At 64.1% G+C, this 25402-nt stretch carries 32 protein-coding genes; 23 read left to right on the forward strand and 9 right to left on the reverse strand.

The window, feature by feature from the left end; genetic code table 11:
• The first annotated feature begins 453 nt into the window (after window positions 1-453).
• From rplN to rplQ, 18 genes are all read left to right on the forward strand, one after another.
• Window positions 454-822, forward strand: coding sequence for a 50S ribosomal protein L14 (gene rplN / locus FS845_RS16560; protein WP_066124741.1), 369 nt, complete (start codon window positions 454-456; stop codon window positions 820-822).
• A gap of 10 nt (window positions 823-832) precedes the next feature.
• Window positions 833-1165, forward strand: coding sequence for a 50S ribosomal protein L24 (gene rplX / locus FS845_RS16565; RefSeq protein ID WP_144637253.1), 333 nt, complete (start codon window positions 833-835; stop codon window positions 1163-1165).
• Window positions 1166-1177: 12 nt separating this feature from the next.
• Window positions 1178-1717: a 50S ribosomal protein L5 gene (rplE, locus tag FS845_RS16570; protein WP_144637255.1), complete on the forward strand. Its 540-nt coding sequence runs from the start codon at window positions 1178-1180 to the stop codon at window positions 1715-1717.
• 12 nt (window positions 1718-1729) lie between these two features.
• Window positions 1730-2035, forward strand: a complete 306-nt coding sequence (gene rpsN / locus FS845_RS16575; protein WP_066124748.1) for a 30S ribosomal protein S14 — start codon at window positions 1730-1732, stop codon at window positions 2033-2035.
• Between the two features lie 10 nt (window positions 2036-2045).
• Window positions 2046-2441 (forward strand): 30S ribosomal protein S8, encoded by a 396-nt coding sequence (gene rpsH, locus FS845_RS16580; protein ID WP_144637257.1) that lies wholly within the window; start codon window positions 2046-2048, stop codon window positions 2439-2441.
• A gap of 12 nt (window positions 2442-2453) precedes the next feature.
• Complete coding sequence (rplF, locus tag FS845_RS16585; protein ID WP_144637259.1) at window positions 2454-2987, forward strand: 50S ribosomal protein L6; 534 nt, start codon at window positions 2454-2456, stop codon at window positions 2985-2987.
• 21 nt (window positions 2988-3008) lie between these two features.
• A complete protein-coding gene (gene rplR / locus FS845_RS16590; protein WP_144637261.1) occupies window positions 3009-3371 on the forward strand; it encodes a 50S ribosomal protein L18 in 363 nt (120 codons plus the stop codon).
• Window positions 3372-3386: 15 nt separating this feature from the next.
• Window positions 3387-3908, forward strand: coding sequence for a 30S ribosomal protein S5 (rpsE, locus tag FS845_RS16595; protein WP_144637263.1), 522 nt, complete (start codon window positions 3387-3389; stop codon window positions 3906-3908).
• 3 nt (window positions 3909-3911) lie between these two features.
• The gene (rpmD, locus tag FS845_RS16600; RefSeq protein ID WP_144637265.1) at window positions 3912-4100 is read left to right on the forward strand and encodes a 50S ribosomal protein L30; all 189 of its coding nucleotides are present in this window, start codon (window positions 3912-3914) and stop codon (window positions 4098-4100) included.
• 9 nt (window positions 4101-4109) lie between these two features.
• Window positions 4110-4550: a 50S ribosomal protein L15 gene (gene rplO / locus FS845_RS16605; protein ID WP_144637267.1), complete on the forward strand. Its 441-nt coding sequence runs from the start codon at window positions 4110-4112 to the stop codon at window positions 4548-4550.
• Between the two features lie 14 nt (window positions 4551-4564).
• Window positions 4565-5890 (forward strand): preprotein translocase subunit SecY, encoded by a 1326-nt coding sequence (gene secY / locus FS845_RS16610; protein ID WP_144637269.1) that lies wholly within the window; start codon window positions 4565-4567, stop codon window positions 5888-5890.
• Between the two features lie 5 nt (window positions 5891-5895).
• The gene (infA, locus tag FS845_RS16615) at window positions 5896-6114 is read left to right on the forward strand and encodes a translation initiation factor IF-1 (protein ID WP_003806927.1); all 219 of its coding nucleotides are present in this window, start codon (window positions 5896-5898) and stop codon (window positions 6112-6114) included.
• 35 nt (window positions 6115-6149) lie between these two features.
• Entirely contained in the window at window positions 6150-6263 is a 114-nt protein-coding gene (rpmJ, locus tag FS845_RS16620; RefSeq protein ID WP_003806928.1) for a 50S ribosomal protein L36, read from the forward strand.
• A gap of 55 nt (window positions 6264-6318) precedes the next feature.
• Window positions 6319-6684, forward strand: coding sequence for a 30S ribosomal protein S13 (rpsM, locus tag FS845_RS16625; protein WP_066124763.1), 366 nt, complete (start codon window positions 6319-6321; stop codon window positions 6682-6684).
• A 15-nt stretch (window positions 6685-6699) separates the two neighbouring features.
• Window positions 6700-7101, forward strand: a complete 402-nt coding sequence (gene rpsK, locus FS845_RS16630; protein ID WP_003806930.1) for a 30S ribosomal protein S11 — start codon at window positions 6700-6702, stop codon at window positions 7099-7101.
• Between the two features lie 11 nt (window positions 7102-7112).
• Window positions 7113-7736, forward strand: coding sequence for a 30S ribosomal protein S4 (gene rpsD / locus FS845_RS16635; RefSeq protein ID WP_144637271.1), 624 nt, complete (start codon window positions 7113-7115; stop codon window positions 7734-7736).
• Between the two features lie 199 nt (window positions 7737-7935).
• Window positions 7936-8922: a DNA-directed RNA polymerase subunit alpha gene (locus FS845_RS16640; protein WP_144637272.1), complete on the forward strand. Its 987-nt coding sequence runs from the start codon at window positions 7936-7938 to the stop codon at window positions 8920-8922.
• Window positions 8923-9127: 205 nt separating this feature from the next.
• A complete protein-coding gene (gene rplQ / locus FS845_RS16645; protein ID WP_144637273.1) occupies window positions 9128-9523 on the forward strand; it encodes a 50S ribosomal protein L17 in 396 nt (131 codons plus the stop codon).
• A gap of 137 nt (window positions 9524-9660) precedes the next feature.
• Here the strand turns inward: rplQ and FS845_RS16650 are convergent, their stop codons facing one another.
• The 8 genes from FS845_RS16650 to FS845_RS16685 all read right to left on the reverse strand — a co-directional run bounded on the left by FS845_RS16650 (window position 9661) and on the right by FS845_RS16685 (window position 18234).
• Window positions 9661-11307 carry a long-chain-fatty-acid--CoA ligase gene (locus tag FS845_RS16650; protein ID WP_144637274.1) on the reverse strand — a complete coding sequence of 549 codons (1647 nt, stop codon included), beginning with the start codon at window positions 11305-11307 and terminating at the stop codon, window positions 9661-9663.
• Window positions 11308-11329: 22 nt separating this feature from the next.
• The gene (locus FS845_RS16655; RefSeq protein ID WP_144637275.1) at window positions 11330-12313 is read right to left on the reverse strand and encodes a tripartite tricarboxylate transporter substrate binding protein; all 984 of its coding nucleotides are present in this window, start codon (window positions 12311-12313) and stop codon (window positions 11330-11332) included.
• Window positions 12314-12386: 73 nt separating this feature from the next.
• On the reverse strand, window positions 12387-13538 hold the full coding sequence (locus tag FS845_RS16660) for an acyl-CoA dehydrogenase family protein (protein WP_144637276.1): 1152 nt from the start codon (window positions 13536-13538) through the stop codon (window positions 12387-12389).
• Window positions 13539-13549: 11 nt separating this feature from the next.
• Complete coding sequence (locus FS845_RS16665) at window positions 13550-14746, reverse strand: acyl-CoA dehydrogenase family protein (RefSeq protein WP_144637278.1); 1197 nt, start codon at window positions 14744-14746, stop codon at window positions 13550-13552.
• 108 nt (window positions 14747-14854) lie between these two features.
• Entirely contained in the window at window positions 14855-15772 is a 918-nt protein-coding gene (locus FS845_RS16670; RefSeq protein ID WP_144637280.1) for an SDR family oxidoreductase, read from the reverse strand.
• 11 nt (window positions 15773-15783) lie between these two features.
• Complete coding sequence (locus FS845_RS16675; protein WP_144637282.1) at window positions 15784-16659, reverse strand: MaoC/PaaZ C-terminal domain-containing protein; 876 nt, start codon at window positions 16657-16659, stop codon at window positions 15784-15786.
• A complete protein-coding gene (locus tag FS845_RS16680; protein ID WP_144637284.1) occupies window positions 16656-17066 on the reverse strand; it encodes a Zn-ribbon domain-containing OB-fold protein in 411 nt (136 codons plus the stop codon). Before FS845_RS16680 ends, FS845_RS16675 begins: the two co-directional genes overlap by 4 nt.
• Window positions 17067-17070: 4 nt before the next feature.
• Window positions 17071-18234: a thiolase domain-containing protein gene (locus tag FS845_RS16685; RefSeq protein WP_144637286.1), complete on the reverse strand. Its 1164-nt coding sequence runs from the start codon at window positions 18232-18234 to the stop codon at window positions 17071-17073.
• 202 nt (window positions 18235-18436) lie between these two features.
• Between FS845_RS16685 and FS845_RS16690 the strand changes: the two genes are divergently transcribed.
• From FS845_RS16690 to FS845_RS16700, 3 genes are all read left to right on the forward strand, one after another.
• Window positions 18437-19147, forward strand: a complete 711-nt coding sequence (locus FS845_RS16690) for a GntR family transcriptional regulator (RefSeq protein ID WP_144637288.1) — start codon at window positions 18437-18439, stop codon at window positions 19145-19147.
• Between the two features lie 174 nt (window positions 19148-19321).
• The gene (locus tag FS845_RS16695) at window positions 19322-20149 is read left to right on the forward strand and encodes an alpha/beta fold hydrolase (protein WP_144637290.1); all 828 of its coding nucleotides are present in this window, start codon (window positions 19322-19324) and stop codon (window positions 20147-20149) included.
• Complete coding sequence (locus FS845_RS16700; protein ID WP_186332313.1) at window positions 20146-21189, forward strand: leucyl aminopeptidase; 1044 nt, start codon at window positions 20146-20148, stop codon at window positions 21187-21189. The genes FS845_RS16695 and FS845_RS16700 overlap by 4 nt, the downstream gene beginning before the upstream one ends.
• A gap of 12 nt (window positions 21190-21201) precedes the next feature.
• Here FS845_RS16700 and FS845_RS16705 read toward each other — a convergent pair whose 3' ends face one another.
• Window positions 21202-21969 (reverse strand): IclR family transcriptional regulator, encoded by a 768-nt coding sequence (locus FS845_RS16705; protein ID WP_144637292.1) that lies wholly within the window; start codon window positions 21967-21969, stop codon window positions 21202-21204.
• Window positions 21970-22109: 140 nt separating this feature from the next.
• Here FS845_RS16705 and FS845_RS16710 point away from each other — a divergent pair, with 140 nt between their 5' ends.
• Both FS845_RS16710 and FS845_RS16715 read left to right on the forward strand, forming a co-directional pair.
• A complete protein-coding gene (locus FS845_RS16710) occupies window positions 22110-23084 on the forward strand; it encodes a Bug family tripartite tricarboxylate transporter substrate binding protein (protein WP_144637294.1) in 975 nt (324 codons plus the stop codon).
• 12 nt (window positions 23085-23096) lie between these two features.
• Window positions 23097-25394 (forward strand): xanthine dehydrogenase family protein molybdopterin-binding subunit, encoded by a 2298-nt coding sequence (locus tag FS845_RS16715; protein ID WP_144637296.1) that lies wholly within the window; start codon window positions 23097-23099, stop codon window positions 25392-25394.
• The last annotated feature ends 8 nt before the right edge of the window (window positions 25395-25402 follow it).

Raw genomic sequence — 25402 nt, forward strand, 5'->3', positions numbered from 1 at the left:
GCCCGCATCGCGGGGCCGTGAGGGCCGCGGCGTGGGCCTAGGCCAGACGGCGCCGGAGATGGCAAAAACCACACTTTGCCCGTTTCCGCAAATTGTGCTTGCGCACAGATCCCCATCAAGCTAGAATTACCAGCTTTCCCGAATTGTCTTTGGGCCATGGCGAGCGGCAAATCGCCTCACCGCCGGTAGCCGAAAGCGCCAAGCCGGGAAAAAAGCAGGTAGCAAGTAGCAGGAAAAAGCATAGTAGGACCAAGCAGGAACACCGGTGTCCTTCTTGTCAGGCCAAGCCGGCAATTTTCATTGCCGGGCGTGGCCAGATGGCAGGGCCCGCAGGATTTCAACCCAGGGTCGCCGCGTCCGCGTGGCGGACCTGACGGGACCAAAACTGGCAGGAAATGCGCGCCCTCCGGCAAGGAAGGCGAAGTTTCCAGTTAAGTTGGAACAGGAAAAATCATGATCCAAATGCAGACCACGCTGGACGTGGCCGACAATACTGGTGCGCGTCATGTCATGTGCATCAAGGTGCTCGGCGGCTCCAAGCGCCGTTATGCCGGCATCGGCGACGTCATCAAAGTCAGCGTCAAGGATGCGGCCCCGCGCGGCCGTGTCAAGAAAGGCGAAATCTATAACGCCGTGGTGGTTCGCACCGCCAAGGGCGTGCGCCGCAAGGACGGCTCGCTGATTCGCTTTGGCGGCAATGCCGCTGTGTTGCTCAACGCCAAGCTGGAGCCCATCGGCACCCGCATCTTCGGACCCGTTACGCGTGAACTGCGTACCGAGAAGTTCATGAAGATCGTGTCGCTGGCCCCCGAAGTGCTGTAAGGAGCCCACGATGGAAAAGATCCGTAAAGGCGACGAAGTTATCGTCCTGACCGGCCGCGACAAGACCCGTCGCGGCACCGTGCTGGCCCGCGTCGATGCCGACCACGTCCTGGTCGAAGGCATCAACGTCGTGAAGAAGCACGCCAAGCCGAACCCCATGGCCGGCAATCCCGGCGGCATCGTCGAAAAGACGATGCCCATCCACATCTCGAACGTGGCGCTGTTCAACCCCGCCACGGGCAAGGCTGACCGCGTGGGCATCAAGGAAGAGGACGGCCGCAAGGTGCGCGTGTTCCGTTCCAGCGGTGCCGTCGTCGGCGCCAAGGCCGCAGCTAAGGCTTAAGGGGGCGAAGACATGTCTCGTTTGCAAGCGTTTTACAAAGACAAGGTCGTCGGCGACCTGACCGAAAAGTTCGGCTACAAGAGCCCGATGCAAGTGCCGCGCATCACCAAGATCACCCTGAACATGGGTGTCTCGGAAGCCGTGGCCGACAAGAAGGTCATCGAGCACGCCGTGGGCGACCTGACCAAGATCGCCGGCCAGAAGCCGGTCGTGACCAAGACCCGTAAGGCTATCGCTGGTTTCAAGATCCGCGAAAACTACCCGATCGGTTGCATGGTCACGCTGCGCGGCCAGCGCATGTACGAATTCCTGGATCGCCTGGTGGCGGTTGCGCTGCCTCGCGTGCGCGACTTCCGCGGTATCTCGGGTCGTGCGTTCGACGGTCGTGGCAACTACAACATCGGGGTGAAAGAGCAGATCATTTTCCCCGAGATCGAGTACGACAAGATCGACGCGCTGCGTGGGCTGAACATCAGCATCACGACTTCCGCCAAGACCGACGAAGAAGCCAAGGCGCTGTTGACCGCCTTCAGCTTCCCGTTCCGCAACTAAGGGGCTGATGACGTGGCTAAACTCTCCCTCATCAATCGCGACATCAAGCGCGCCAAGCTGGCTGACAAGTTTGCAGCCAAGCGCGCCGAACTGAAGTCGATCATCGACGACCAGTCGAAGACCGACGAAGAACGTTACCAGGCTCGCCTGAAGCTGCAGCAACTGCCGCGCAACGCCAACCCGACCCGCCAGCGCAATCGCTGCGTGGTCACGGGTCGTCCGCGTGGGGTGTTCCGCAAGTTCGGCCTGACCCGCCACAAACTGCGTGAAATGGCCATGAAGGGTGAAATCCCCGGCATGACCAAGGCCAGCTGGTAGGAGAAAAAATATGAGCATGAGCGATCCCATCGCCGATATGCTGACCCGCATTCGCAATGCGCAGCAAGTGGACAAGGCCACGGTGGCCATGCCTTCCTCTAAGCTGAAAGTGGCCATTGCCACCGTGCTGAAAGACGAGGGTTACATCGACGGCTTCCAGATCAAGGGCGAACAGGCCAAGCCTGAGCTCGAGATCACCCTGAAGTACTACGCCGGCCGCCCGGTCATCGAGCGCATCGAACGCGTCTCGCGCCCCGGTCTGCGTATCTACAAGGGCCGCAGCAACATTCCTCAGGTCATGAACGGCCTGGGTGTGGCCATCGTGTCGACCTCGCGCGGCGTGATGACCGATCGCAAGGCCCGCGCCAACGGCGTCGGCGGCGAAGTGCTGTGCTACGTGGCCTAAGGAGAAATTCTCATGTCACGTATCGCTAAATACCCCGTCGAACTGCCCAAGGGTGTCGAAGCCACGATCGGTGCCGGTGAAATCGTCGTCAAGGGCCCGCTGGGCTCGCTGACGCAAGAGCTGACCGGTGAAGTCGGTATCCGCCAGGAAGACGGCAAGCTCAGCTTCGCCGCCCTGAACGATTCCCGCCAGGCCAAGGCGATGTCGGGCACCGTGCGCGCGCTGGTCGCGAACATGGTCACCGGCGTCAGCAAGGGCTTCGAGCGCAAGCTGAACCTGGTTGGCGTGGGTTACCGCGCCTCCGTGCAGGGCAACGCCGTGAAGCTGCAGCTGGGCTTCTCGCACGACGTGCTGCACGATCTGCCCGCTGGCATCAAGGCTGAATGCCCCACCCAGACGGAAATCGTCATCAAGGGCTCCAACAAGCAAGTCGTCGGTCAGGTGGCCGCTGAGATCCGAGCTTACCGCTCGCCCGAACCCTACAAGGGCAAGGGTGTGCGTTATTCGGACGAGCGCGTCGTCATCAAAGAAACCAAGAAGAAGTAACGGCGCACGCAAGGACGAATCATGGACAAGAAACTTTCCCGTTTGCGTCGTGCGGTTCCGACCCGCCGGAAGATCTCCGAGCTGCGCGTTCATCGCCTCTCGATTTTCCGCTCGAACCTGCACATCTACGCCAACATCATCTCGCCCGAGGGCGATCGCGTGCTGGTCAGCGCCTCCACGCTGGAAGCCGAAGTGCGTGCGCAACTGGGCGCGTCGGGCGCTGGTGGCAACACCGCGGCCGCTGCCCTGGTGGGCAAGCGCGTTGCCGAAAAGGCCAAGGCCGCCGGCATCGAGCTGGTTGCCTTCGATCGCTCGGGCTTTCGTTACCATGGCCGCGTCAAGGCGCTGGCCGATGCCGCGCGTGAAGCCGGCCTGAAGTTCTAAGCGAGGATCTGTCAAATGGCTAAAGTACAAGGCAAGAACGCCGCGGAAAAAGAGAACGACGACGGTCTTCGCGAAAAGATGATCGCGGTCAACCGCGTCAGCAAGGTTGTGAAGGGTGGTCGCACCATGAGCTTCGCCGCGCTGACCGTGGTTGGCGACGGCGATGGCCGCATCGGCATGGGCAAGGGCAAGGCGCGTGAAGTGCCGGTCTCGGTCCAGAAGGCGATGGAACAGGCCCGCCGCGGCATGTTCAAGGTTGCTCTGAAGAACGGCACGCTGCATCACACCGTGGTCGGCAAGCACGGCGCCTCGACGGTGCTGATCTCGCCCGCTCCGGACGGTACCGGCGTGATCGCCGGCGGCCCGATGCGCGCCATCTTCGAAGTGATGGGCGTGCGTAACGTGGTTGCTAAGAGCCTGGGCTCGAGCAATCCCTACAACATGGTCCGCGCTACGCTGAACGGCCTGCGCGCCTCGCTGACCCCGGCTGAAGTCGCGGCCAAGCGTGGCAAGACCGTTGAAGAGATCCTGGGGTAAATCATGTCTCAGCAGAAGCAGATCAAAGTCACGCTCGTGCGCTCCGTGATCGGCACCAAGCAATCCCACCGCGACACCGTGCGCGGCCTGGGCTTGGGCAAGATCAACAGCAGCCGCGTGCTGATCGACACCCCCGAGGTGCGCGGGATGATCCGCAAGGTGGATTACCTCGTCGCCGTCTCGGAAGTCTAAGGAATCGAGATGTCTGATATCCAACTCAATTCGCTCAAGCCCGCCGAGGGCAGCAAGCACGCCAAGCGCCGCGTCGGCCGTGGCATCGGTTCCGGCCTGGGCAAGACCGCCGGCCGTGGCCACAAGGGTCAGAAGTCGCGTTCGGGCGGCTTCCACAAGGTCGGCTTCGAAGGCGGTCAGATGCCGCTGCAGCGTCGCCTGCCCAAGCGTGGTTTCACGCCGCTGGGTCAGCACCTGTACGCTGAAGTCCGCCTGTCGGAACTGCAGGCCCTGGAAGTCGAAGACGTCGACGTCCAGGCCCTGAAGGCTGCCGGCGTGGTTGGTCAGCAAGTGCGCTACGCCAAGGTCATCAAGTCGGGCGAACTGTCGCGCAAGGTTACCCTGCGCGGCATCACCGCGACGGCCGGCGCTCGCGCCGCCATCGAAGCCGCCGGCGGCTCGCTTGCTTGAACTTGAGGTGACGTGTGGCTAAAGCACAGGCACTGGGTAAGACGGGAGCGCGGTACGGCGATCTGAAACGCCGTCTCGTGTTCCTGGTGCTCGCCCTGATCGTTTATCGTCTGGGCACGCATATCCCCGTTCCGGGCATCAACCCGGATGCGCTGGCTGACCTGTTCCGCCAGAACCAGGGCGGTATCCTGGGCCTGTTCAACATGTTCTCGGGCGGGGCGCTGTCGCGTTTCTCGATCTTCGCCCTGGGGATCATGCCGTACATCTCCGCCTCGATCATCATGCAACTGATGTCGGTGGTGGTGCCGTCCCTCGAAGCCCTCAAGAAAGAGGGCGAGGCCGGCCGGCGCAAGATCACCCAGTACACCCGCTACGGCACGGTCGTGCTGGCGCTGGTGCAGGCGGTCGGGATCTCGATCGCGCTGGAATCGCAGCCTGGCCTGGTCACGGACCCGGGTCTGATCTTCCGCTTCACGACCGTGGTCACGCTGGTCACCGGCACCATGTTCGTCATGTGGCTGGGCGAGCAGATCACCGAGCGTGGACTGGGCAACGGGATCTCGATCCTGATCTTCGCCGGTATCGTCGCGGGCTTGCCCACGGCGTTGGCGGGGCTGCTGGATCTGGTGCGCACCAGCTCGATGTCGGTGCCGTCGGCGCTGTTCATCGTGGCCCTGGTCGTCCTGGTCACCGCGTTCGTGGTGTTCGTCGAACGTGGCCAGCGCAAGATCACCGTGAACTACGCCAAGCGTCAGGTGGGCAACAAGGTTTATGGCGGGCAAAGCTCGCACCTGCCGCTGAAGCTGAACATGGCCGGGGTGATTCCGCCGATCTTCGCATCGTCGATCATTCTGTTCCCGGCCACGATCAGCAGTTGGTTCTCCAACAGCGGCGGCATGACCTGGCTGCGCGACCTGGCCGTGGCGCTTGAACCGCGCCAACCGCTGTACGTCACGCTTTATTCGGCTGCCATTATTTTCTTCTGCTTCTTCTATACGGCCCTGGTGTTCAACAGCCGTGAGACCGCAGACAACCTGAAGAAGAGCGGTGCGTTCGTCCCCGGTATCCGTCCCGGTGAACAGACGGCTCGCTACATCGACAAGATCCTGATGCGCCTGACTCTGGCCGGCGCGCTCTACATCACGTTGGTGTGCTTGCTGCCCGAGTTCCTGGTGATGCGCTGGAACGTCCCGTTCTACTTCGGTGGTACGTCCCTTTTGATTATTGTTGTTGTCACGATGGACTTCATGGCTCAGGTTCAGGCCTACATGATGTCTCACCAGTACGACTCGCTGCTCAAGAAGGCCAACTTCAAGGGCGCGGGACTGCCGATGCGGTAAGAACAATGTCCAAGGACGACGTTATTCAGATGCAAGGCGAGGTTCTCGAGAACCTCCCCAACGCGACTTTTCGCGTCAAGCTTGAAAACGGCCATGTAGTGTTGGGCCACATTTCCGGCAAGATGCGCATGCATTACATCCGGATTCTGCCGGGCGACAAGGTCACAGTGGAGCTCACGCCCTATGACCTGACTCGAGCCAGGATCGTATTCCGCTCGAAGTAAGAGCCCCCCGGTTTTCGGAAAATTAGGAGTCATCCATGAAAGTAATGGCCTCGGTCAAGCGGATCTGCCGCAACTGCAAAGTCATCAAACGTCACGGCGTCGTGCGCGTCATCTGCACTGACCCGCGTCATAAGCAGCGTCAAGGCTGAGCCGGTCGCTACCGGACAGTACCCACGCTAAGAACGGATATATCAAGGAACAGTCATGGCCCGTATTGCTGGCATTAACATTCCGCCGCAACAGCACGCCGAGATCGGCCTGACCGCCATTTTTGGCATCGGCCGCACCCGCGCTCGCAAGATTTGCGAAGCCGCTGGCGTCCCCGTCGACAAAAAGGTCAAGGATCTGAACGACGCCGAGCTGGAGCGCATCCGCGAACACGTTGGCGTGTTCACGGTGGAAGGCGACCTGCGTCGTGAAGTGCAGCTGTCGATCAAGCGTCTGATCGACCTGGGAACCTATCGCGGCATGCGCCACAAGCGCGGCCTGCCCGTGCGCGGCCAGCGCACTCGCACCAACGCACGCACCCGCAAGGGCCCGCGTCGCGCTGCGGCTTCCCTGAAGAAATAATCGAGGAACTGGATAATGGCGAAAGCTTCCACCAGCGGCGCTTCGCGCGTGCGCAAAAAGGTCAAGAAGAACGTCTCGGACGGCATCGCGCACGTCCACGCGTCCTTCAACAACACCATCATCACCATCACCGATCGCCAGGGCAACGCCCTGTCGTGGGCGACGTCGGGCGGCGCTGGCTTCAAGGGCTCGCGCAAGTCGACTCCGTTCGCCGCGCAGGTTGCCGCCGAAACGGCCGGTCGTGTTGCGATGGAATACGGCATCAAGACTCTCGAAGTGCGTATCAAGGGTCCTGGCCCCGGCCGTGAATCGTCGGTGCGCGCGCTCAATGCGCTGGGCATCAAGATCTCCAGCATCGCTGACATCACGCCCGTTCCGCACAACGGCTGCCGTCCGCCGAAGCGTCGTCGTATCTAAAGGGAATCCACATGGCACGTTATATTGGACCCAAGTGCAAGCTCTCGCGCCGCGAGGGTACTGACCTGTTCCTCAAGAGCGCCCGCCGCTCGCTGGATTCCAAGTGCAAGCTGGATTCCAAGCCCGGCCAGCACGGTCGCACCTCCGGCGCCCGTACGTCGGATTACGGCCTGCAGCTGCGCGAGAAGCAGAAGCTCAAGCGCATGTACGGCGTTCTGGAAAAGCAGTTCCGCAAGTACTTCGCCGAAGCCGATCGTGTCCGTGGCAACACGGGCGAGAAGCTGATCCAGCTGCTGGAATCGCGTCTGGACAACGTCGTCTACCGCATGGGCTTCGGCTCGACGCGCGCCGAAGCGCGTCAGCTGGTCAGCCACCGCGCCATCGAACTGAACGGCCACACCGCCGACATCGCTTCGATGCTGGTCAAGGCCGGTGACGTCATCAGCGTCCGCGAAAAGTCGAAGACGCAAGGCCGCATCAAGGAATCGCTCGAGCTGGCCACCAGCATCGGCATTCCGCAATGGGTCGAAGTCGACACCGCCAAGATGTCCGGCGTGTTCAAGTCGGCTCCCGACCGCGCCGACGTTGCTCGCGACGTCAACGAATCGATGGTCGTCGAACTGTACTCGCGTTAATTCCGAGGCGGCTGGCGGGCGCTGTGCGCTCGCGGCCGGCACGAAACGCATTGCCGCCATGGCCCGCTACCTCCTTTTTGGTGTAGCGGGCCTTGCGGTTGTGTAGGCAAGGCGGGTGCAAATCCGCAGATCGTTTTTCTCTACTTCCATCAGCCTTATCGGTGTAACGAGCCGAGGGTATTGAAAAGGAACTCAGTACATGTCCACTCAAGGTTTTCTGAAGCCGCGCTCCATCGAAGTCGAACCCGTCGGCACGCATCACGCCAAGATCGTGATGGAGCCGTTCGAGCGCGGTTATGGCCACACGCTGGGCAACGCCCTGCGCCGCATCCTGCTGTCGTCGATGACCGGCTACGCGCCCACCGAAGTGCAGATGACGGGTGTCGTGCATGAATACTCGACCATCCCCGGCGTGCGCGAAGACGTGGTCGACATCCTGCTGAACCTGAAGGGCGTGGTGTTCAAGCTGCACAACCGCGACGAAGTCACCCTGGTGCTGCGCAAGAACGGCGCGGGCGTCGTGGTGGCCGGCGACATCGAGCTGCCGCACGACGTCGAGATCATCAACCCCGACCACGCCATCTGCAATCTGACCGACGCCGGCAAGCTCGAGATGCAGATCAAGGTCGAGAAGGGCCGCGGCTACGTGCCGGGCAACGTGCGCGCGCTGTCGGAAGACCGCACCCACACCATCGGCCGCATCGTGCTGGACGCCTCGTTCAGCCCGGTCCGTCGCGTCAGCTACGCGGTGGAAAGCGCCCGTGTGGAACAGCGTACCGACCTGGACAAGCTGGTGCTGGACATCGAAACCAACGGCGTGATCTCGCCCGAGGAAGCCGTCCGCCAGTCGGCCCGCATCCTGATGGACCAGATCTCCGTGTTCGCGGCCCTGGAAGGCGCGGGCGATTCGTACGAAGTCCCGGTCCGCGGCACGCCGCAGATCGACCCGGTGCTGCTGCGCCCGGTCGACGACCTGGAGCTGACCGTGCGTTCGGCCAACTGCCTGAAGGCCGAGAACATCTACTACATCGGCGACCTGATCCAGCGTACCGAGAACGAACTGCTCAAGACCCCGAACCTGGGTCGCAAGTCGCTCAACGAGATCAAGGAAGTGCTGGCCGCACGCGGCCTGACGCTGGGCATGAAGCTCGAAAACTGGCCCCCGCTGGGTCTCGAGCGTCCCTAAGCAGAACGCCCCTGGCGGGGCATCCTGGCCTGCCGGGTTGGCGCACTGTGTTATCGTGCGCCGCGCCCGTCGGGCAACCTGAATTCTTGCAGTACCTTTTTTCCACCGGACCGCGATCCGGGTTTCACGGCGAAACCCGGACGATAGAAGAACCGGATAACCACGATGACGGAAACGTCGTCACCTAGATTCAAAGGAAATCATCATGCGTCACGGTAATGGCCTTCGCAAACTCAATCGCACCAGCAGCCACCGTCTTGCCATGTTCCGCAACATGGCCGTTTCGCTGATCACTCACGAAGCGATCAAGACCACCCTGCCGAAGGCGAAAGAACTGCGCCGCGTCGTCGAACCCCTGATCACGCTGGGCAAAGAGCCCACCCTGGCCAACAAGCGCCTGGCGTTCGCCCGCCTGCGTGATCGCGACGCCGTGGTGAAGCTGTTTGCCGAAATCGGTCCGCGCTACGCGGCCCGTAACGGCGGCTACACCCGCATCCTGAAGATGGGCTTCCGTCAGGGCGACAACGCTCCCATGGCTTTCATGGAGCTGGTCGACCGTCCGGAATTCGATGCTTCGGAAACCGAAGGCGACGCCGAGTAAATCGGCAACGCATCGGCAGCGTCGTATGCTGAAAGTGGAACGGGCCTTCGGGCCCGTTTTGCTTTTGGGAACTCCGTGCAAGGCGACAGGACAGGGTGTGGCGATTGCGCAAGTCCGGCCGGAGCCGGCCGAAACGATCAGGGCGCCGCGCGGTCCCGCGCGCGTTGTGCGTCCTGCAGTTGCCGCCAGGCGATCTTGCCAGTGGCGAGTTTGGGCAGTTCATCCACGAACTCCACCAGCCGCGGGTATTTGTACGCTGCCATCCTGGACTTGCACCAAGCGATGACGTCGTCGGCGGATACCTGGCCCCTGGCTGCATCGTGCAGCACGATGACCGCCTTCACCGTCTCGCCCCGATAGGGGTCGCTGGCGGCGATCACGCATGCCTCGCGCACGTCGGGATGTTCATGCAGCAGCGCCTCGACTTCGGTGGGCCAGACTTTGTATCCTGAGGCGTTGACCATGCGCTTGAGTCGGTCCACGATGAAGAAGTAGCCGTCCTCATCCACATAGCCCAGATCCCCGCTGCGAAAGAAACGCTTTCCGTCCAGTTCGATGAACGCCTGCCGAGTCGCTTCCTCGTTGCGCCAGTATCCTTCGAACAGCTTGTCGCTGGATACGACGATCTCGCCGGTCTCGCCCTGGGGCAGCACCCGTAGGTCTTGCGGGTCCACGATGCGCGCATCCGTGTCGAACAGCGGCACGCCCAGGCATTGGCGCTTGAAGTGCGCGGCGGGGTTTCCCATGAAGGGCATGCCCTCGGACAGGCCATAGCCTTCCAGAAAATCGACGCCGAGCAACGCCTTGACGCGTTCGCCCACCGCTTGCGGCATGCCGGCTCCACCGCCGCCCAAGCGCTTGATAGAACGCAGGTCATAGCTGGCCAAATGCGCGCTGGCCAGGAAGTCGATGAGCATGGTCGGCATGGTGTTCCAGTGCGTCACTTTGTGCCGGGCGATCAATTCGGCTGCGGCTTCGCGGTTCCACCGCTGCAGGAGCACGAGCGTGCCGCCAACGTAGACCGGGACGTTCATCATGTTCTGCATCCCGGTGATGTGGAAGAAGGGCAGCGCCGCCAGCACGACTGTCTCGGACTGCATGTTCATCCAGTACGCGACCGCATTAGCGCTGGCCATCAGCGAACGATGCGTGTGCATGCAGCCTTTGGGTGTGCCGGTGGTTCCCGAGCTGTAGAGGATCACGGCCAGCTGTTCCGGCTCGTGCAGAGGCGAATGCGCCGGCGTGCGGCCCGCCGCCAGGGCCGCATCGAATCCGTGCACGGCCGGCGCCGTGCCCGCAGGCCGTACGGAAGAGATCGGCTTGGCAAGGCCTGCTGCGACGACGATGGCAGCCACTTCCCCAGCGCCTTCCATGGCCAGCAGTTCCTCCAGGTTCTCGCTGCCGCAGATGGCCACGCGCGCCTGGCTGTCGGAACGGTAGTGTCCGAGCTCTGCGCGCTTGTTCATCGGATTGACCGGTACCACCACGACGCCCAGGCGCAGTGCGGCATAGTATGCGACGACGAACTCTCGGCAATTCTGCATGTACATCATGATGCGGTCGCCGCCGCGCATGCCCAGGTCCTCTTCCAGGAAGCCGGCCATCCGGTCAGCTTGGTCCAGCAGCTCGCGGTAGGTCAGCGAGCCCTGCGCGTCGACCAGGGCGGTCTTTGCGGGAAAGCGCTCCGCCGAGACCAGCAGGTTGAAGAACAGGTTCGTGGCCGGCGTCGTCAGTCGCCGCGGAAGGTGCGTCGGCCATGTGCGGATATCTTGGGGGCTCACCATGGATTCCAGTCTCCGAATGCGGTCAATCGAGAGTGATGTTGAGTTCGGAGATGGCCTTGGCCCAGGTCTTGCGATCCTCGGCCACGCGCTTGCCGAAAGTGTCCTGGTCGGCGCCTGTCGGCTCCTGGCCGGTTGCAAGGATGCGCTGGGCGATCTCGGGACGCCGTGCCGCCTTGACGATGGCCTGGGACAACTGCGCGATGACCGTCGTGGGCGTCCCGGCGGGAGCGAAGACCCCACACCATCCGCTTGCGTTCATTTCGGGAAAGCCTGCCTCGATGAAGGTGGGAACGTCGGGAAGCAGGATCGAGCGCGTCGGATTCGCCACTGCGAGAATGCGGATCTTCTGGGCGTCGGCGTACTGCTTGTACGTGCCGACGGCGCCCCAGCCGCTGGTGATGCGGTTCGCCAGCACGTCTTGCAGGGCGGGCATTTCCCCGCCATACGGTACGTGGATCAGCTTGATGCCGGCGCGCTGGGAGAACTGCTCCGCCCAGATGTGCGCCGAGGTCCCCTTTCCGTACGAGCCGTAGCTGAGCCGCTCGGACTGCGCCTTGGCCAGCGAGATGAATGACTTGAGATCCTTCGCCGGCACGCTGGTGCCCACGCCGAACGCGACTGGCGTGTTGGACACTTCCGCCACCGGCGCCAGATCGCTGAGCCGGTAAGGCGAATTCTTGCGCAGCAGGTCCGCCTGCAGGACGCCGGTGTGTGTAACCAGCAGCATGTAGCCGTCGGGCGGCGACTGCGCTACCGATGCTGCTGCGATCATGCCACCCGCGCCAGTCTTGTTTTCCACGATGACCGGCTGATGCAGGCTCTTGGTGAGTTCTTCCCCAAGGATGCGGGCGATCGTATCGATGCTGCCTCCGGCATTGGTGGGCACGACCAGCCGGATCGGCTTGCTGGGAAATGCGGGCTGCGCGGTGGCCAATGTACTTGCCGATGCCAGAGCACTGGCCAGGACGGCCTGCGCGCAGGTCGAGTAGAAATCGCGACGCTTCATGATGACTCCTTTGTTCAACAGACAAGGAAACCGGTCGGATACCGCGCGCCCGGGAAATGGCTGCGTTCCCGCTTCAAGCCATCGCGATGGCGTCGAGGAATGCGGGCTGGCCGGCGAACCGGGCCAGGTGATGGTCGGTATCTCCCAGCATCAGTTCGATCACGGTCAGGCGCTTGACGTAGTGGGATACCGGCAATTCGTCCGACAGTCCCATGCCGCCATGCAGCTGCACGGCCTGCTGGCTGATGAACTTCATGGCCTGTCCGACCCGCGCCTTGGCCGCCGAGGCGACGCGCCGGCGTGCCTGCGGTTCGGGATCGGCCGCCAGCGTGGCGGCTGCCAGCGTGGCGATGGCGCGCGCCTGGGCCAGATGAATGGCCATGTCGACCATGCGATGCTGCAGTACCTGAAAGCTTCCGATCGGCACACCGAACTGCTGCCGCGTCTTCAGATAGTCCAATGTCGCGTCGTTCAACGCTGCCATGGCGCCGATCGCCTCCCCGCACAGCAGCACGATGCCATAGTCCGCCACGGACTCCAGCAGCGGCCACCCTTCGCCCTTCTGGCACAGCAGGGCCGAGTCGGGCAGGCGTACGTCCGTGAATTCCACGTCGGCCGCGCGCAGGCCATCGATGGTGCGATAGTCGCGTACGGCCACGCCGGGCGCATCGGCGGGCAACAGGAACAGCGAAATGCCCTGCGTCTGCCGCTGTGCGCCCGAGGTCCGGGCGGACACGACGAGCAGATCGGCCTGCGCGCCGTGCGTCACGACGGTCTTCATGCCATTCAGCACATGGCCCTCCGAGGTCCGGCCGGCCGTGACCGCGATGTCGAACAGATCGTGGCGCGAGTGACGCTCGCCCAGCGCGCACGCCAGCCTGAGCCGGCCCTCCGCCACGGCCTGCAGCGGCGTGTCATGCCGGTCGGACAACCGGAGGAATTCGGCGCCGAACACCGTCGAGAAGCAGGGCTCCACCAGCAGGCCCCGCCCCAGCGCTTCCATGACAATGAACATGTCCATCGCATTGCCGTCGAGCCCGCCCACCGACTGGGGCAGGGGCAAGGCCATCACGCCGAGATCCGTCAACGCCTGCCAGGCCTCGCCCGATATCCCTGCCTCGCTGTGGATGATCGCGCGGCGCCGCTCGAAGCCGTAGTCCTTCTCGATCCAGCGCTGTAGCGCGTCCGCGAATTGCTGCTGTTCGTGGGTGTAGTCGAAGTTCATGAGGCGGCTCCTTACAGGCCCAATACGAGCTTGGCGATGACGTTTTTCTGTATCTCGTTGGAACCGCCGTAGATCGCGATCTTGCGGTAGTTCAGGTACATCGGGGCCACGCCCGCCGCGTCGTCGTTGCGTGTCACGCTGTGCTGGCGCTCTCCGCTCAGGAAAGCGGGGTCGAAGGGCGCGCCATAGGGACCCACTGCGTCGAGCATCAATTCGGTGATGGCCAATTGGATTTCGCTGCCCTTGATTTTCAGCATCGAGGCTTCCGGGGCGGGAGATTTCTGGTGGCTTTCGCGCGAGATGGTCTTTTGCACCAGCAATTCGAGCGCCATCAGGTCGATCTCCAGCGATGCCACCTTGGCGGCGAACACCGGGTCGCCCAGCAGCGGCGCGCCGTTCTTGCGCTGGTCCTGCGCCAGCCGCTTGAGCAGGCGCAGCTCCCGCTTGGAGCGGCCCACGGCGGCGATGTTGGTGCGCTCGTGGCCCAGAAGATACTTGGCGTAGGTCCAGCCCTGGTTCTCTTCGCCTATCAGGTTCTCCATCGGGACCTCGACGTTGTCGAAGAACACCTCGTTCACTTCGTGCTCCTCGTCGAGCATGACGATGGGCCGCACGGTGATGCCTGGGCTGTTCATGTCGATCAGCAGAAAGGAGATGCCCTCTTGCTTGCGGGCGGTCGCGGCGGTGCGCACCAGGCAGAAAATCATGTTGGCGTGCTGCGCCCACGTCGTCCATGTCTTCTGACCGTTCACGACGTAGTGGTCGCCGACACGCTCTGCGCGGGTCTTGATCGACGCCAGGTCGGAGCCCGCGCCCGGTTCGGAGTAGCCCTGGCACCACCAGTCGTCGCAGTTCAGGATGCGCGGCAGGTAGTGGCGCTTCTGCGCCTCGTTGCCGAAGGCCATGATGACGGGTGCGACCATGTTGACCCCGAACGGCATGATGATAGGCGCGCCCGCCGCGGCGCATGCCTCGTCCCAGATGTGGCGCTGGACGGCCGTCCAGCCGGTGCCGCCGTATTCGACGGGCCAGTTGGCGCCCACCCAGCCCTGCGCGGCCACGATGCGGTGCCAGCGCACGAAATCCTGCCGGCTCAGCCGCTTGTGGCCGAGCACCTTGGCGCGTAGGTCATCGGGCAAGTGCTGCCGCAACCATGCGACGACGGTTTCGCGAAATGCCAGGTCCCGCGCACTGTAGGTCAGATCCACGTCTTCTCCGTGTGTATGTCGACTTCGATTCAGGAAGCTTGTCAGGCACGCCAGCCCGCGCGGCCCGGCCATCGCCCGCGGGTGGCCATGTTGGCCTGTCCGGCCGCATCACACGGGCGGCCAGTCGAACACGTCCGCGGTCTCTTCCAGCGGCGTGAGCGCGCCGCGCATGGCTGGCAGCGCGTGCTCGGCGATGCCGTGCGGGGTCCAGCCCTCGGATTGATGCACGGACTTCACCGGCCGAGGCTGGCTAATGAGCATGATCTCGTTGCCGCGTACGGCGAAGATCTGGCCGTTGACTTCGGCCGCCAGGTCGCTGGCGAGGAAAACTGCCAGCGGCGCGACCTTCGCGGATGTCATCAGCAACTGCTTTCGTTCCGCTGCCCGTTGTTGCGCTTCGTCCGTGATGGGCACGGAGGCGACCATGCGGCCCCATGCGAAGGGGGCGATGCAATTGGAACGGACGCCCGAGCGCTGCATGTCGATGGCGATGCTGCGCGACAGACCGACGATGCCCATTTTCGCGGCCGCGTAGTTGGCCTGCGCGCGGTTGCCGATCAGGCCCGAGGTCGACGTCATGTGGACGTACGCGCCGCCACCTTGGTTCTTGAAGAAGGCGGCGGCTGCGCTGCTGGTGTAGAACGAGCCGTAGAGATGCACTTTCACGACGGTGTCCCACTCTTCCTCGCTCATCTTGTGGAAGAAGCGGTCGCGCAGAATGCCGGCATTGTTGACCACGCAGTCGATCCGGCCGAATGTGTCGACGGCCTGCTGGATCAGGCGTTGCGCGCCCTCCTGCGTCGCAATGGAGTCCGTATTGGCGACGGCCTCGCCCGCCGCCGCGCGGATCTCCTCCACCACCGTGGCCGCCGGTCCGGCGTCGCCGCCTTCGCCGTTGAGCGACACCCCGATGTCATTGACCACCACACGTGCGCCGGCCTGCGCCAGTTGCAGTGCGATGTCGCGGCCGATGCCGCCCCCGGCGCCCGTGACCACGGCTACCTTGCCTGACATGGATTGGTTCATCAGTTCATCCTTTATCGTTGAAAACGCGCCTGTGCGTGGCCGATCACTACGGCGTCGCGCGCGGTGACGCGGCCCTCGAGCGCCACGTGGACGCCTTCATTCCAAATCCGGAACTCGATCTCCTCACCCGGGTAGAGCGGCGCCGAAAAACGCGCGTCCAGTCCGATCAGCTGTTGCGCGTCGCCTGCCGCGCAGGCACGGATGGCCGCGATGGCGGCAAAGCCATAGGTGGCCAGGCCGTGCAGGACAGGTCGCGCGAAGCCTGCCTGCTGGGCAGCGTGCGGGTCGATGTGCAGCCGGTTGTTGTCGCCGCACAGGCGATACAGCAGCGCGGCGTCAGGGCGCACGGCGTAGCGCACGCACTGGTCGGGATCGCGCCGGGGCGGGACGGCAAGTGGCGGCAGCGGATCGCCGTCCAGCACCAGGTCGTCCGATCCGGTCGTGGAAAACCCGCCGTCCGCGCGGCAGAAGAAGAGCTGCCAGGCTCGGCCATAGCGCTCACCGTCTTCCGACTGCAAGGTCTTGCATACGGTGATTAGCGCACCCTTGCCGGCGCCTTTGTCGACGATGCGCGACACCTGCGAGATACCTACGATTCGGCCTTGCGCGGGCAGGGGGCGTTCGAGCGCGATGCGTTGCTCTGCGTGGACCACTCGCGCGGCGTCGATCTCCATGGATGCTTCGTCGCGCGCCCAGAAGCCAGGCGAGGCGATCACGGCGGCCAGGGTGGGGACGGCGACCTGGTCGGACTCGTCGACCAGCCGCAATTGCCGCGGGTCCAGCGGGTCGGACACGGCGCCTATGGCCAGCGCGTACAGCGCCGAATCGCGCGCCGTGTAGTCATGGATGACCGTGCGGCGCCAGGCCTTGACTGCGTTCGGATTCATGCGCCAGCCTCCGCGTCGTCCAGCACGAAGACGGGCACCCGCACGTCGCCGGCACGACCGAAGGCGACGCGCACGCGCGCATCGATGGCCAGTCGGCCATGCGCGGCATCCACGATGTTGCTGAGCATCAGCACGCCTTCGTCCAGGGTGATGAAGGCCTGCACCTGCCTGTCGGAAGGCGCGCCGATCACGGTGTACGAATGGATGCGGCCGCGTCCGCCGGCCTCGGCCCAGTCCACGTCGGCTGAAAAACAATGTGGGCAGCTGCGGCGCGGGTAGTAATGCGCCTTGCCGCACGCGCGGCAGCGCCCATACAACAGACGGCCCTGCGCTGCGGCGTCGAAGAAGGCTGCGTTTTCCGGATTGGCGGCTGGGGCCGGCCACTGGCGATCGTCCGAGAGAAACATGTAATCAGCTCCGTCCAAGGATAAGCGTGGCGCTGCCGTGGCGCGCCCCGAGGTTGCCACCCGTGCCCTGGGCCAGGGCGAGCTCGCAGTTGGGCACCTGCACCTTGGGATGTGCCTCGCCGCGCAGCTGGCGTACGGCTTCGATCACCTTGGTGATACCGCCGCGATTGGCTGGGTGGTTGTTGCACAGCCCGCCGCCGTCCGTATTGAAGGGCAGGCGGCCGATGCCCGAGATGAGGTTGCCGTCCTGCACGAAGCGGCCCCCCGCGCCCTTGCGGCAGAATCCCAGGTCCTCCAGCTGAAGCAGCACCGTGATGGTGAAGCTGTCGTAGATCGATGCGTACTGGACGTCGGCGGGCGTGATGCCGGCTTCGGCAAACGCCTGCGGGCCGGACTGCGCCGCTGCCGTTACCAGCAGGCTGCCGCGGCCGTCGTAGGCGCCACGCGTCGCCTCGCCCGCGCCTAGGACGTTCACCGTGGGGCGTGCCAGACGGCGCGCGATCTCGGGACGGGTGACCACCAGCGCGCCCCCGCCGTCGCTGACCACGCAGCAGTCCAGGCGGTGCAGCGGGTCCGCCACCAGGGGCGAGTTGACGACGTCCTCGACCGTCACCGGCTGGCGCAGCATGGCGTGGGGGTTGTGCTGCGCATGCGCGGCGGCCGCGACCTTGATCCAGGCTAGCTGTTCGGCCGTCGTCCCGTATTCGTGCATGTGGCGGCGGGCCACCATCGCGTAGCCGGCCAAGGTGTTCATCCCGAAGGGCTGTTCGAACGCGGCATCGGGAGACGTGGCGCCATACTCGCGGGGCTTCGCCGTCGATGGGTCGGTGCGTGGCTTGCCGGCCAACGTGATCAGCGCGACATTGCACTTTCCCGCCGCGATGGCCTGCGCGGCGTGCGCGACGTGAATCAGGTATGACGATCCGCCCGTCTCGGTGGTGTCCAGGTGCCTCACGCGCAAGCCCAGATAGTCCAGCATGGACAGCGGGCCCAAGCCTGGCGCGTCGCCGGCGCAGAAATAGGCGTCCACGTCCTGGAAGGACAGCCCTGCATCGGCCAGCGCTCCGCGCGCGCATTCGGCATGCAGTTGGGCGACCGAATGGTGCTCCGCCTTGCGCAGCGGGTGTTCGAACACCCCGGCAATGCAGGCCTTTCCCTTGATAGTCATGCACACGCTCCTGTCGGTGAGTGAGGGCCGCATTCTGCTAAGCAGAATTATGTTCTGTATTCAGGGCTGAATTCTGATTTAAGTACAGGTCAATTGCAATAGGGTTAATATGGATGCCCCGGCGTTCCTGCGTGGGCGGGCTCATGGGTGCGACGAGCCCCGGCCTGCGTGCCGTCACAGTGCCCCCCCGGCCAAAACGAACATGTCCACCGCTGTTAAACAGGACCGTGATGCCTCGGCCGACAAGGTCGGGGCGGCGGTCTACGAGGCGCTGCGCGCCAAGGCCATCACGCATGCCTTCCTTCCAGGCGAACGCCTGAACGAGGGTGAGTTGGCCAATGAGCTGCATGTATCGCGTACCCCGTTGCGGGAAGCGCTGCACCGGCTGACGTCGGAGGGGTTCCTGCGATCCATCGCCGGCAAGGGCTTTTTCTTTCGGGAACTGGATCCAAAAGAACTCTTCGACCTTTACGAATTGCGCATGGCCCTGGAGTTGGCCGCGGTGCAACTGGCCGTGGAACGCGCCACTGACCAGCAGATCGATGCGCTGGCCGACATGTTGAGCGAGGGCGAGGCCAGCCACGAATGCGCGACGACGGAATTGATCGCTCAGGATGAGCAGTTCCACGAGCGCTTGGTGGCGCTAGCGGGCAACGCGGAAATGTCACGCGTCCTGAGCAACATCAACGCGCGTATCCAATTCGTGCGTTGGATCGACGTGGGCCAGCCCGGCCGGCGCGCCACGCACCAAGGCCACAATGCCATCGTCGCGGCGTTGAAGAACCGCGACGTCGACACTTGCGCGGCCTTGCTCAGAAAACATATCGGGCGCCGCCAGGACGAAATCATCGAGGCGGCCCATGCGCGCATGGTCCAGTTGTTCACCGAACGCGCGTCCCGGCAGCGACGCTGATCACCGAATCCCCTGGCCGGTCGTGGCCGCCGTCGCGTGCCGCGTGCAGGCAAGGGATTGACTGCTTTATTCTTCTTGGTAGAATCAAGTTCTGTTCAGCGCACCCCTCTTTCGAGGATGGGGATGCGCGCCCGAGGCCGGCCCTGGCAGCTTGAACGCCCCTGAGGAGGCGCCATGAATCGAGGAGAAGGCGCGCATCTGCGCGCCAATGGCATACGCCAGCACTATCTGCATTTTCCTGGCGCCGGCCCTTGCGTGGTCATCGTGCCGGGCATCGTCAGTCCCGCCATCCTCTGGCGCCATGTCGGCGCGTGGCTGTCCGAACACTACGACTGCTACATCCTGGACGTTCGCGGGCGGGGGTTGTCGGAAGCCGGCCCGCATCTGGACTACGGCGTGGACGCCTGCGCCGGCGATGTGACGGCGTTCATTCAGGCGATGCGGATGCCGGCCCCCATCGTGGTGGGCCACTCCATGGGGGCGAGAATCGGTTTGCGCGCCGCCGCCCGGTCACCGGGCGTGATAGCCGCGTTGGTGCTGGTCGATCCGCCCACCAGCGGGCCCGGGCGGCGGCCGTATCCGGTACCGAAGTCCAGGACGCTGGGCCTGCTGCGCGCCGCCCATCGGGGTGAGGCGCTCGAGGCAATGCGGCAGGGCGCAGGAATGCCTTGGCCGCCGGCGCTGCAGGCCCTGCGCGCTGAATGGCTGGCCACCTGCGATGAGCGTGCCGTGCACGTGACCTACGACGATTTCCATGGCGAAGACATCTATGCGGACATCGCCGGCGCAGACGCTGCGCTGTCATTGTTGTGCGCGGGTGAGGGGGGCGTGGTTTCCGAGGACGATGTCGCTCAGATGCGCGAGGCGCGCGGCGACCTGTCCGTCAGGCGCCTGGCCGGCGTGGGCCACCAGATGCAAGCAGAGAATTTCGACCTGTTCAAGCAAGCCCTGGGCGACATGCTTGCCCGACTCCTAGAGACTATGGAAAGGAAGCGCAATTGAAACTCGACGCGGAAGTACTGGATCTGTTCACGGAGGAACTCCGCCTGTGCGGCGTCAAGGCCGGCGAAACTGTGGTGGTGTTGACCGCTGGCGATGAATGGCTGGAAAACGCGTACGCCTTCATGGCGGCTGCCCAGAGCCTGGGGGCGACGACGTTCAACCTGAACGTGCGTCGCAACCAGCAGAACGCGGTAGGAGTCCAGGGTCGGCATCCCTTGGTGGGCAACGCACTGGCAATGCGCACGATCAAGTCCGCAGACATGCTGATCGACATGGTGGGCCTGCTGTTCTCGCGAGAACAGGCTGAGATCCAGGCCGCCGGCGTACGCATTCTTCGCGTGATGGAGCCGTTTCACGTCCTGAAGCAGATGTTCCCCACCCCGGACCTGCGACGCCGCGTCGAACACGCCAAAGGCATGCTCGAGCAGGCAAAGGTGCTGCGCTTCACCTCCGAAGCCGGCACTGACGTGACGTATCAATTGGGCCAGTACCCAGTGATCTCGGAATACGGCTACACCTACGAGCGCGGCCGCTGGGACCATTTCCCGTCGGGCTTTTCGTTCACGCAGGGCAACGATGGCGGCGTCGACGGCACGGTCGTCCTGCAGCCTGGCGACATACTGTGCGCCTTCAAGAAGTACGTGGAGTCGCCGGTCACCATGAAAATCCGCGACGGCCAGGTCGTGGACATATCTGGCGCCGGGGTGGACGCCCAGCTCCTCGACAGCTACATCAAGAGCTTCAACGACGACCGCGCCTACGCGATCTCCCACATCGGATGGGGGCTCAATGAAAAAGCGCGCTGGTACCAGTTCTCGGTGACTCGCCAGCTCCCGGCCGAGCACGTGATGAATGCTCTGGCCTTCTACGGCAACGTGCTTTTCTCGCTGGGACCGAACCTGGAAGTGGGGGGAACCAACGACACCGCCTGCCATCTCGACCTGCCGATGCGTCGCTGCAGCCTTTGGCTGGACGACACGCAGATACTGAAGGACGGGGAAGTGATCCACCCGGCGATGCGGGTTGATCGCCACGCTTGACGCCGGCACGCATCAGCCGGCGGTCGCTCCCAGCGCGGCCGGCGCGTCGCTTGCCTGCCTACTGACGAATGGCGTGGCATCGCCGCCCAGGCGACGCGTCAGTTCGGCGGCCACGGCCAGCAGATGCGCGGTCATGGCCGGAAGCCGCTCCGCCGAGAAACGCGGCGCCGGTCCCGAGATGGCCAGTGCTCCGCGCAAGGTGTTCTGCGGTCCGAATACCGGCGCCGCGATCGCGGCGATGTCCGGTTCGCGTTCGCCGATCGTGATGATGTAGGGCTGCGCCGGAGCTTGGGCAGTGGGTGTGAGGACGGGATCGAACGCGATAAGCACCCGGCCCGCCGCCCCCTTGTCCAGCGGCACGAGGTCCCCGGTGCGGATGTGGTCGCGAATCGAGCGCGGCGAGTCCACCCGGAACAGGCAGACGCGGTGGTCGCCCTCCCGCGTGAAGAAAGAGGCGCCTTCCTCGGTGTCCTGCACCAGCCGGCGCAGCATCGGCGGAACATGGTCGTCCAGGCGCAGCGCCGATTGATACAGCCCGCCCCAATGCAAAAGTATCGAACCGAGTTGGTAGCTGCCGTCGTCCAAGCGGACGATGCAGCGTTCCTGGACCAAGGTGGAAAGCAGCCTGAGGATGGTGCTTTTATACATCTTGGTCCGTCGCGCGATCTCATTGAGCGATAGCGACGCATCGCCCGCATGGAAGGCGTTCAGGATTGCAATCGCCCGCTCCACTGCCGCGACCCCACCCGCTTTCGCGTCGCTTTCCGGTGCTTCCGACATTTTGTTGACTCGGTGTAGTACATGTCCCAGTTGACATTGTAGCGTACCGTTTAGCAGAATGTAGTTCCTCTCCACAGAACGATCGTGTCATCCCGGTGGGGTCAGGCCATCGTCTCTATAACGTTCCAAGGGTGTGAACTATGAGTATTGGAAACTGGAAATGGCTGTTCGCCAGTGTGTTGTGTGGGCTCTGCTTTACAGGCGTCGCTCGCGCTGAAACGTACCCCGACAAGCCCATCACGCTCGTCGCCCCTTATCCGCCGGGTGGCGCCACGGATCTGTACGCGCGCTCGGTGGCCGCGGGCCTGGGTCAGATGGGCCAGCCTGTGGTGGTGGAAAACCGCGCCGGGGCTTCCGGGATCATCGGTGCGGACTACGTTTCTCGCGCGCAGGCGGACGGGTACACCATGCTGATCGGCGCGTCGTCCATGTTTTCCGTGTTGCCCCTGCTGAGCAAGCGGATGGAAGGCGTCTACCAGAAGATCGAGCCCGTCTCGCTGCTCGGCGTCAATCCCTCATACGTGGTCGTACCCGCGGCGCTGCCGGTCAATTCCATCCAGGAGTTGATCGCCTATCTAAAGAAGAATCCCGGCAAGTTCGGTTACGGATCGGCGGGCACCGGTACCTCGCAGCACGTGTTCATGGAACTCTTCAAGCAGCGCGCGGGAGTCGACCTGTTCCCGGTGCAATACAAGGGAAGCGGACCGATGGTCGTCGACCTGATCGCAGAACGCGTCGTCATGGTCATCGAACAGGGGCCGGCCGTGCTGTCGTACATCCGTGCCGGCAAGCTAAAGGCGCTGGCCGTCACGACTGCCAAACGCTCGGAGGCCCTGCCCGACGTTCCCACGCTCGGCGAGGCCGCGCTGCCCGGCTTCGAGGCCACGACCTGGTTCGCGCTGTATGCGCCCAAGGGCGTGCCCCGCGCGGTGATCGACAAGGTCGTGCCTGAGATCGCCAAGACGATGGCTTCGAAAGAGGTCAAGGAACGGATGAGCGTCGTCGGCGTGGAGCCTACGTCCAGCACGCCCGAGGAAGTCGTGAAGCGCCAGTCTGCCGAGACCGCGATGTGGAAGGAGGTCATCACGCAGTCGAAGATCTCGCTTGAAGATTGAGACGGGCCAGCCATGCACTCCAAGCCCCAGTTCTCCTTGAGCGCCGAGCCTCGCGCCGATTACCTGGAGAAGGTCACCGGCACGGCGATCTATGCAAGCGACGTCGTGGTGCCGGACATGCTGCACGGGAAAATCCTGCGCAGCACTGTGCCGCATGCCCGCATCGCGAAGCTCGACACGAGCGCCGCGCTGGCCATCCCGGGCGTGGTCGCCATCCTCACGGGCGACGACCTGAAGGATCTGCCGGGCACCGAAATCCGCTGGGGATTGTCCCTGCGCGACCGCCCGGTCATTGCATTGGAAAAGGTGCGGTACGTCGGAGACCCGGTCGCCGCGGTGGCGGCCGTCGACGAAGCCACCGCGGAACGGGCAGTCGACGCCATCGTGGTTGCCTACGAGACGCTGCCGCATTCGACCACCGCGAAGCAGGCGCTTGCCGAAGGCGCCGCGCTGGTCCATGACCAGATGGACGTCCTCAAGGACTATTACTTCAGGGGGCAGTGCACACCTGTGGAGGGCACCAACCAGTTCCAGCAATGGACTTACGAAAGCGGCGACGTCGACCGTGTCTTCCAGGGAGACGTCCGGATCTTCGAAGACACCTTCAGCTTCCCCATGGTCTTTCATTACGCCATGGAGCCGCACGTGTGCGTGGCCCATTGGAAGCCTGGTTCGCTGGAGCTCTGGAGCGGCGGCCAGACGCCCACGGCCATCCAGCGCGTCTGCTCCGAAATCCTCGGCATACCGCTGGCCTGCGTGCGGGTGCATTCGCCTTATGTGGGGGGCGGATTCGGGGGCAAGGCCTCGGTGAAGATCGACCCGCTGGCGGCGGCACTGTCGTGGAAGGCCCGCGCGCCCGTGAGGATCTGTCTGACGATCTCCGAATCAATGCTGACGTGTCGCCGCCTGGATGCCGAAATCACGCTCAAGACAGCCGTGGATGCCAGCGGCACCATCGTGGCGAAGACCGTGCGCGCCGTGCTCAACGGCGGCGCCTATGCGGATACCGGGCCCGCCATCGCCGTAAAGGCCGCGATTCGGGCAATCGGGCCTTATCACATCCCGAATCTCCGTCTCGAGGCCGTCGGCGTCTATACGAACACCGTGCCGGGCGCCGCGTTCCGGTCGATCGGCGGACCCCAGGCGGTGTGGGCGACCGAGTCGCAGATGGACATCATCGCCGACGCACTGGGCCATGACCCGATCGAGTTCCGGATGCACAACCTGGCGCAGAAGGGCCAGACCCTCAAGCACGATCTGAGGCCCATCGACGTGGACATGCGGCGCTCGCTCAGCGCTGCGCTGGACACCCTGCGCAAGCTGCCGGAGCCGAGGCACGCGGGCCGCAGGGGCTTGGGCGTGGCCGTGGGCGCGACGGATCCGGGGATCATGCCGATCGGCGGCGCCATCGTCCGGCTGCGGGCGGACGGATCGGTGAACGTCTCGGCCAACACGGTTGAGATCGGGCAGGGCAGCCGCGGCGTGCTGCGCATCATCGCCGCCAAGGCGTTGGACCAGCCGCTTCGAAGCGTGGCCGTTGCGCAGCCCGATACGTTGCAGGCCCCGTACGACTGGGGCACGGGGGCGAGCCGATCGACGGTCATCATCGGCCTGGCGGTGCAGATGGCCTGCGAGGACATCGTGCGCCAGGTGCGGGAAACCGCGGCCGACGTGCTGGGCGGCGCTGCCGACGATTACGTGCTGGTCGAGGGCGGCGTGCAGGGCCCCGACGGAACGATCGCGCTCATGGAGCTGTTGCGGCGCTTCAACGGCATGGCTGCCGGCGAGTTCCTCGGCGTCGGCCGGGTGAATCCGAGTACTCATGAGGGCCGCTTCAAGCTCCAGCCCCTGTTCTGGGAAACGGGCGCCGGGGCATTCGAGATCGGCCTGGATGAAGGCACCGGAGCCATCCGGATATTGCGCGTGGGCGGCGCGGCCGATCTGGGTCACGTGATGAATCCCAAGGCGGCACAAGGCCAGGACGAGGGCGCCATGGTGATGGGGCTGGGCCATACGCTGTCCGAAGAATACGTGTACGAGGACGGGCAGGTCGTGAACGGAACCCTGTTCGACTACAAGGTGCCCACGATGGAGGACGTGCCGGAACGCGTGGGAACGGCCTTGCTCGAAAGCGGCGATGGGCCAGGCCCCTTCGGTGCGCGCGGGGGCGGGGAGGGGGCCATTCTTCCCGTTGCGCCGGCCGTGGCCAATGCCCTATTCCAAGGGTGGGGGATCAGGCTGAAGGAATTGCCGCTCACACCGGAACGCGTATGGCGCGCCTTGAGAGACAAGCAATCAACCAATAAATGAGACGACGT

The organism is Bordetella genomosp. 13 (assembly GCF_007679965.1).
Classification (GTDB): Bacteria; Pseudomonadota; Gammaproteobacteria; order Burkholderiales; family Burkholderiaceae_B; genus Bordetella.

Excerpts from the sequence above, each read along its gene's own strand:
- rplN (WP_066124741.1), top strand. The coding sequence starts at position 454 with ATGATCCAAATGCAGACCACGCTGGACGTGGCCGACAATACTGGTGCG.
- rplX (WP_144637253.1), top strand. The coding sequence starts at position 833 with ATGGAAAAGATCCGTAAAGGCGACGAAGTTATCGTCCTGACCGGCCGC.
- rplE (WP_144637255.1), top strand. The coding sequence starts at position 1,178 with ATGTCTCGTTTGCAAGCGTTTTACAAAGACAAGGTCGTCGGCGACCTG.
- rpsH (WP_144637257.1), top strand. The coding sequence starts at position 2,046 with ATGAGCATGAGCGATCCCATCGCCGATATGCTGACCCGCATTCGCAAT.
- rplF (WP_144637259.1), top strand. The coding sequence starts at position 2,454 with ATGTCACGTATCGCTAAATACCCCGTCGAACTGCCCAAGGGTGTCGAA.
- rplR (WP_144637261.1), top strand. The coding sequence starts at position 3,009 with ATGGACAAGAAACTTTCCCGTTTGCGTCGTGCGGTTCCGACCCGCCGG.
- rpsE (WP_144637263.1), top strand. The coding sequence starts at position 3,387 with ATGGCTAAAGTACAAGGCAAGAACGCCGCGGAAAAAGAGAACGACGAC.
- rpmD (WP_144637265.1), top strand. The coding sequence starts at position 3,912 with ATGTCTCAGCAGAAGCAGATCAAAGTCACGCTCGTGCGCTCCGTGATC.
- rplO (WP_144637267.1), top strand. The coding sequence starts at position 4,110 with ATGTCTGATATCCAACTCAATTCGCTCAAGCCCGCCGAGGGCAGCAAG.
- infA (WP_003806927.1), top strand. The coding sequence starts at position 5,896 with ATGTCCAAGGACGACGTTATTCAGATGCAAGGCGAGGTTCTCGAGAAC.
- rpmJ (WP_003806928.1), top strand. The coding sequence starts at position 6,150 with ATGAAAGTAATGGCCTCGGTCAAGCGGATCTGCCGCAACTGCAAAGTC.
- rpsM (WP_066124763.1), top strand. The coding sequence starts at position 6,319 with ATGGCCCGTATTGCTGGCATTAACATTCCGCCGCAACAGCACGCCGAG.
- rpsK (WP_003806930.1), top strand. The coding sequence starts at position 6,700 with ATGGCGAAAGCTTCCACCAGCGGCGCTTCGCGCGTGCGCAAAAAGGTC.
- rpsD (WP_144637271.1), top strand. The coding sequence starts at position 7,113 with ATGGCACGTTATATTGGACCCAAGTGCAAGCTCTCGCGCCGCGAGGGT.
- FS845_RS16640 (WP_144637272.1), top strand. The coding sequence starts at position 7,936 with ATGTCCACTCAAGGTTTTCTGAAGCCGCGCTCCATCGAAGTCGAACCC.
- rplQ (WP_144637273.1), top strand. The coding sequence starts at position 9,128 with ATGCGTCACGGTAATGGCCTTCGCAAACTCAATCGCACCAGCAGCCAC.
- FS845_RS16650 (WP_144637274.1), bottom strand. The coding sequence starts at position 11,307 with ATGGTGAGCCCCCAAGATATCCGCACATGGCCGACGCACCTTCCGCGG.
- FS845_RS16655 (WP_144637275.1), bottom strand. The coding sequence starts at position 12,313 with ATGAAGCGTCGCGATTTCTACTCGACCTGCGCGCAGGCCGTCCTGGCC.
- FS845_RS16660 (WP_144637276.1), bottom strand. The coding sequence starts at position 13,538 with ATGAACTTCGACTACACCCACGAACAGCAGCAATTCGCGGACGCGCTA.
- FS845_RS16670 (WP_144637280.1), bottom strand. The coding sequence starts at position 15,772 with ATGAACCAATCCATGTCAGGCAAGGTAGCCGTGGTCACGGGCGCCGGG.
- FS845_RS16675 (WP_144637282.1), bottom strand. The coding sequence starts at position 16,659 with ATGAATCCGAACGCAGTCAAGGCCTGGCGCCGCACGGTCATCCATGAC.
- FS845_RS16680 (WP_144637284.1), bottom strand. The coding sequence starts at position 17,066 with ATGTTTCTCTCGGACGATCGCCAGTGGCCGGCCCCAGCCGCCAATCCG.
- FS845_RS16685 (WP_144637286.1), bottom strand. The coding sequence starts at position 18,234 with ATGACTATCAAGGGAAAGGCCTGCATTGCCGGGGTGTTCGAACACCCG.
- FS845_RS16690 (WP_144637288.1), top strand. The coding sequence starts at position 18,437 with ATGTCCACCGCTGTTAAACAGGACCGTGATGCCTCGGCCGACAAGGTC.
- FS845_RS16695 (WP_144637290.1), top strand. The coding sequence starts at position 19,322 with ATGAATCGAGGAGAAGGCGCGCATCTGCGCGCCAATGGCATACGCCAG.
- FS845_RS16705 (WP_144637292.1), bottom strand. The coding sequence starts at position 21,969 with ATGTCGGAAGCACCGGAAAGCGACGCGAAAGCGGGTGGGGTCGCGGCA.
- FS845_RS16710 (WP_144637294.1), top strand. The coding sequence starts at position 22,110 with ATGAGTATTGGAAACTGGAAATGGCTGTTCGCCAGTGTGTTGTGTGGG.
- FS845_RS16715 (WP_144637296.1), top strand. The coding sequence starts at position 23,097 with ATGCACTCCAAGCCCCAGTTCTCCTTGAGCGCCGAGCCTCGCGCCGAT.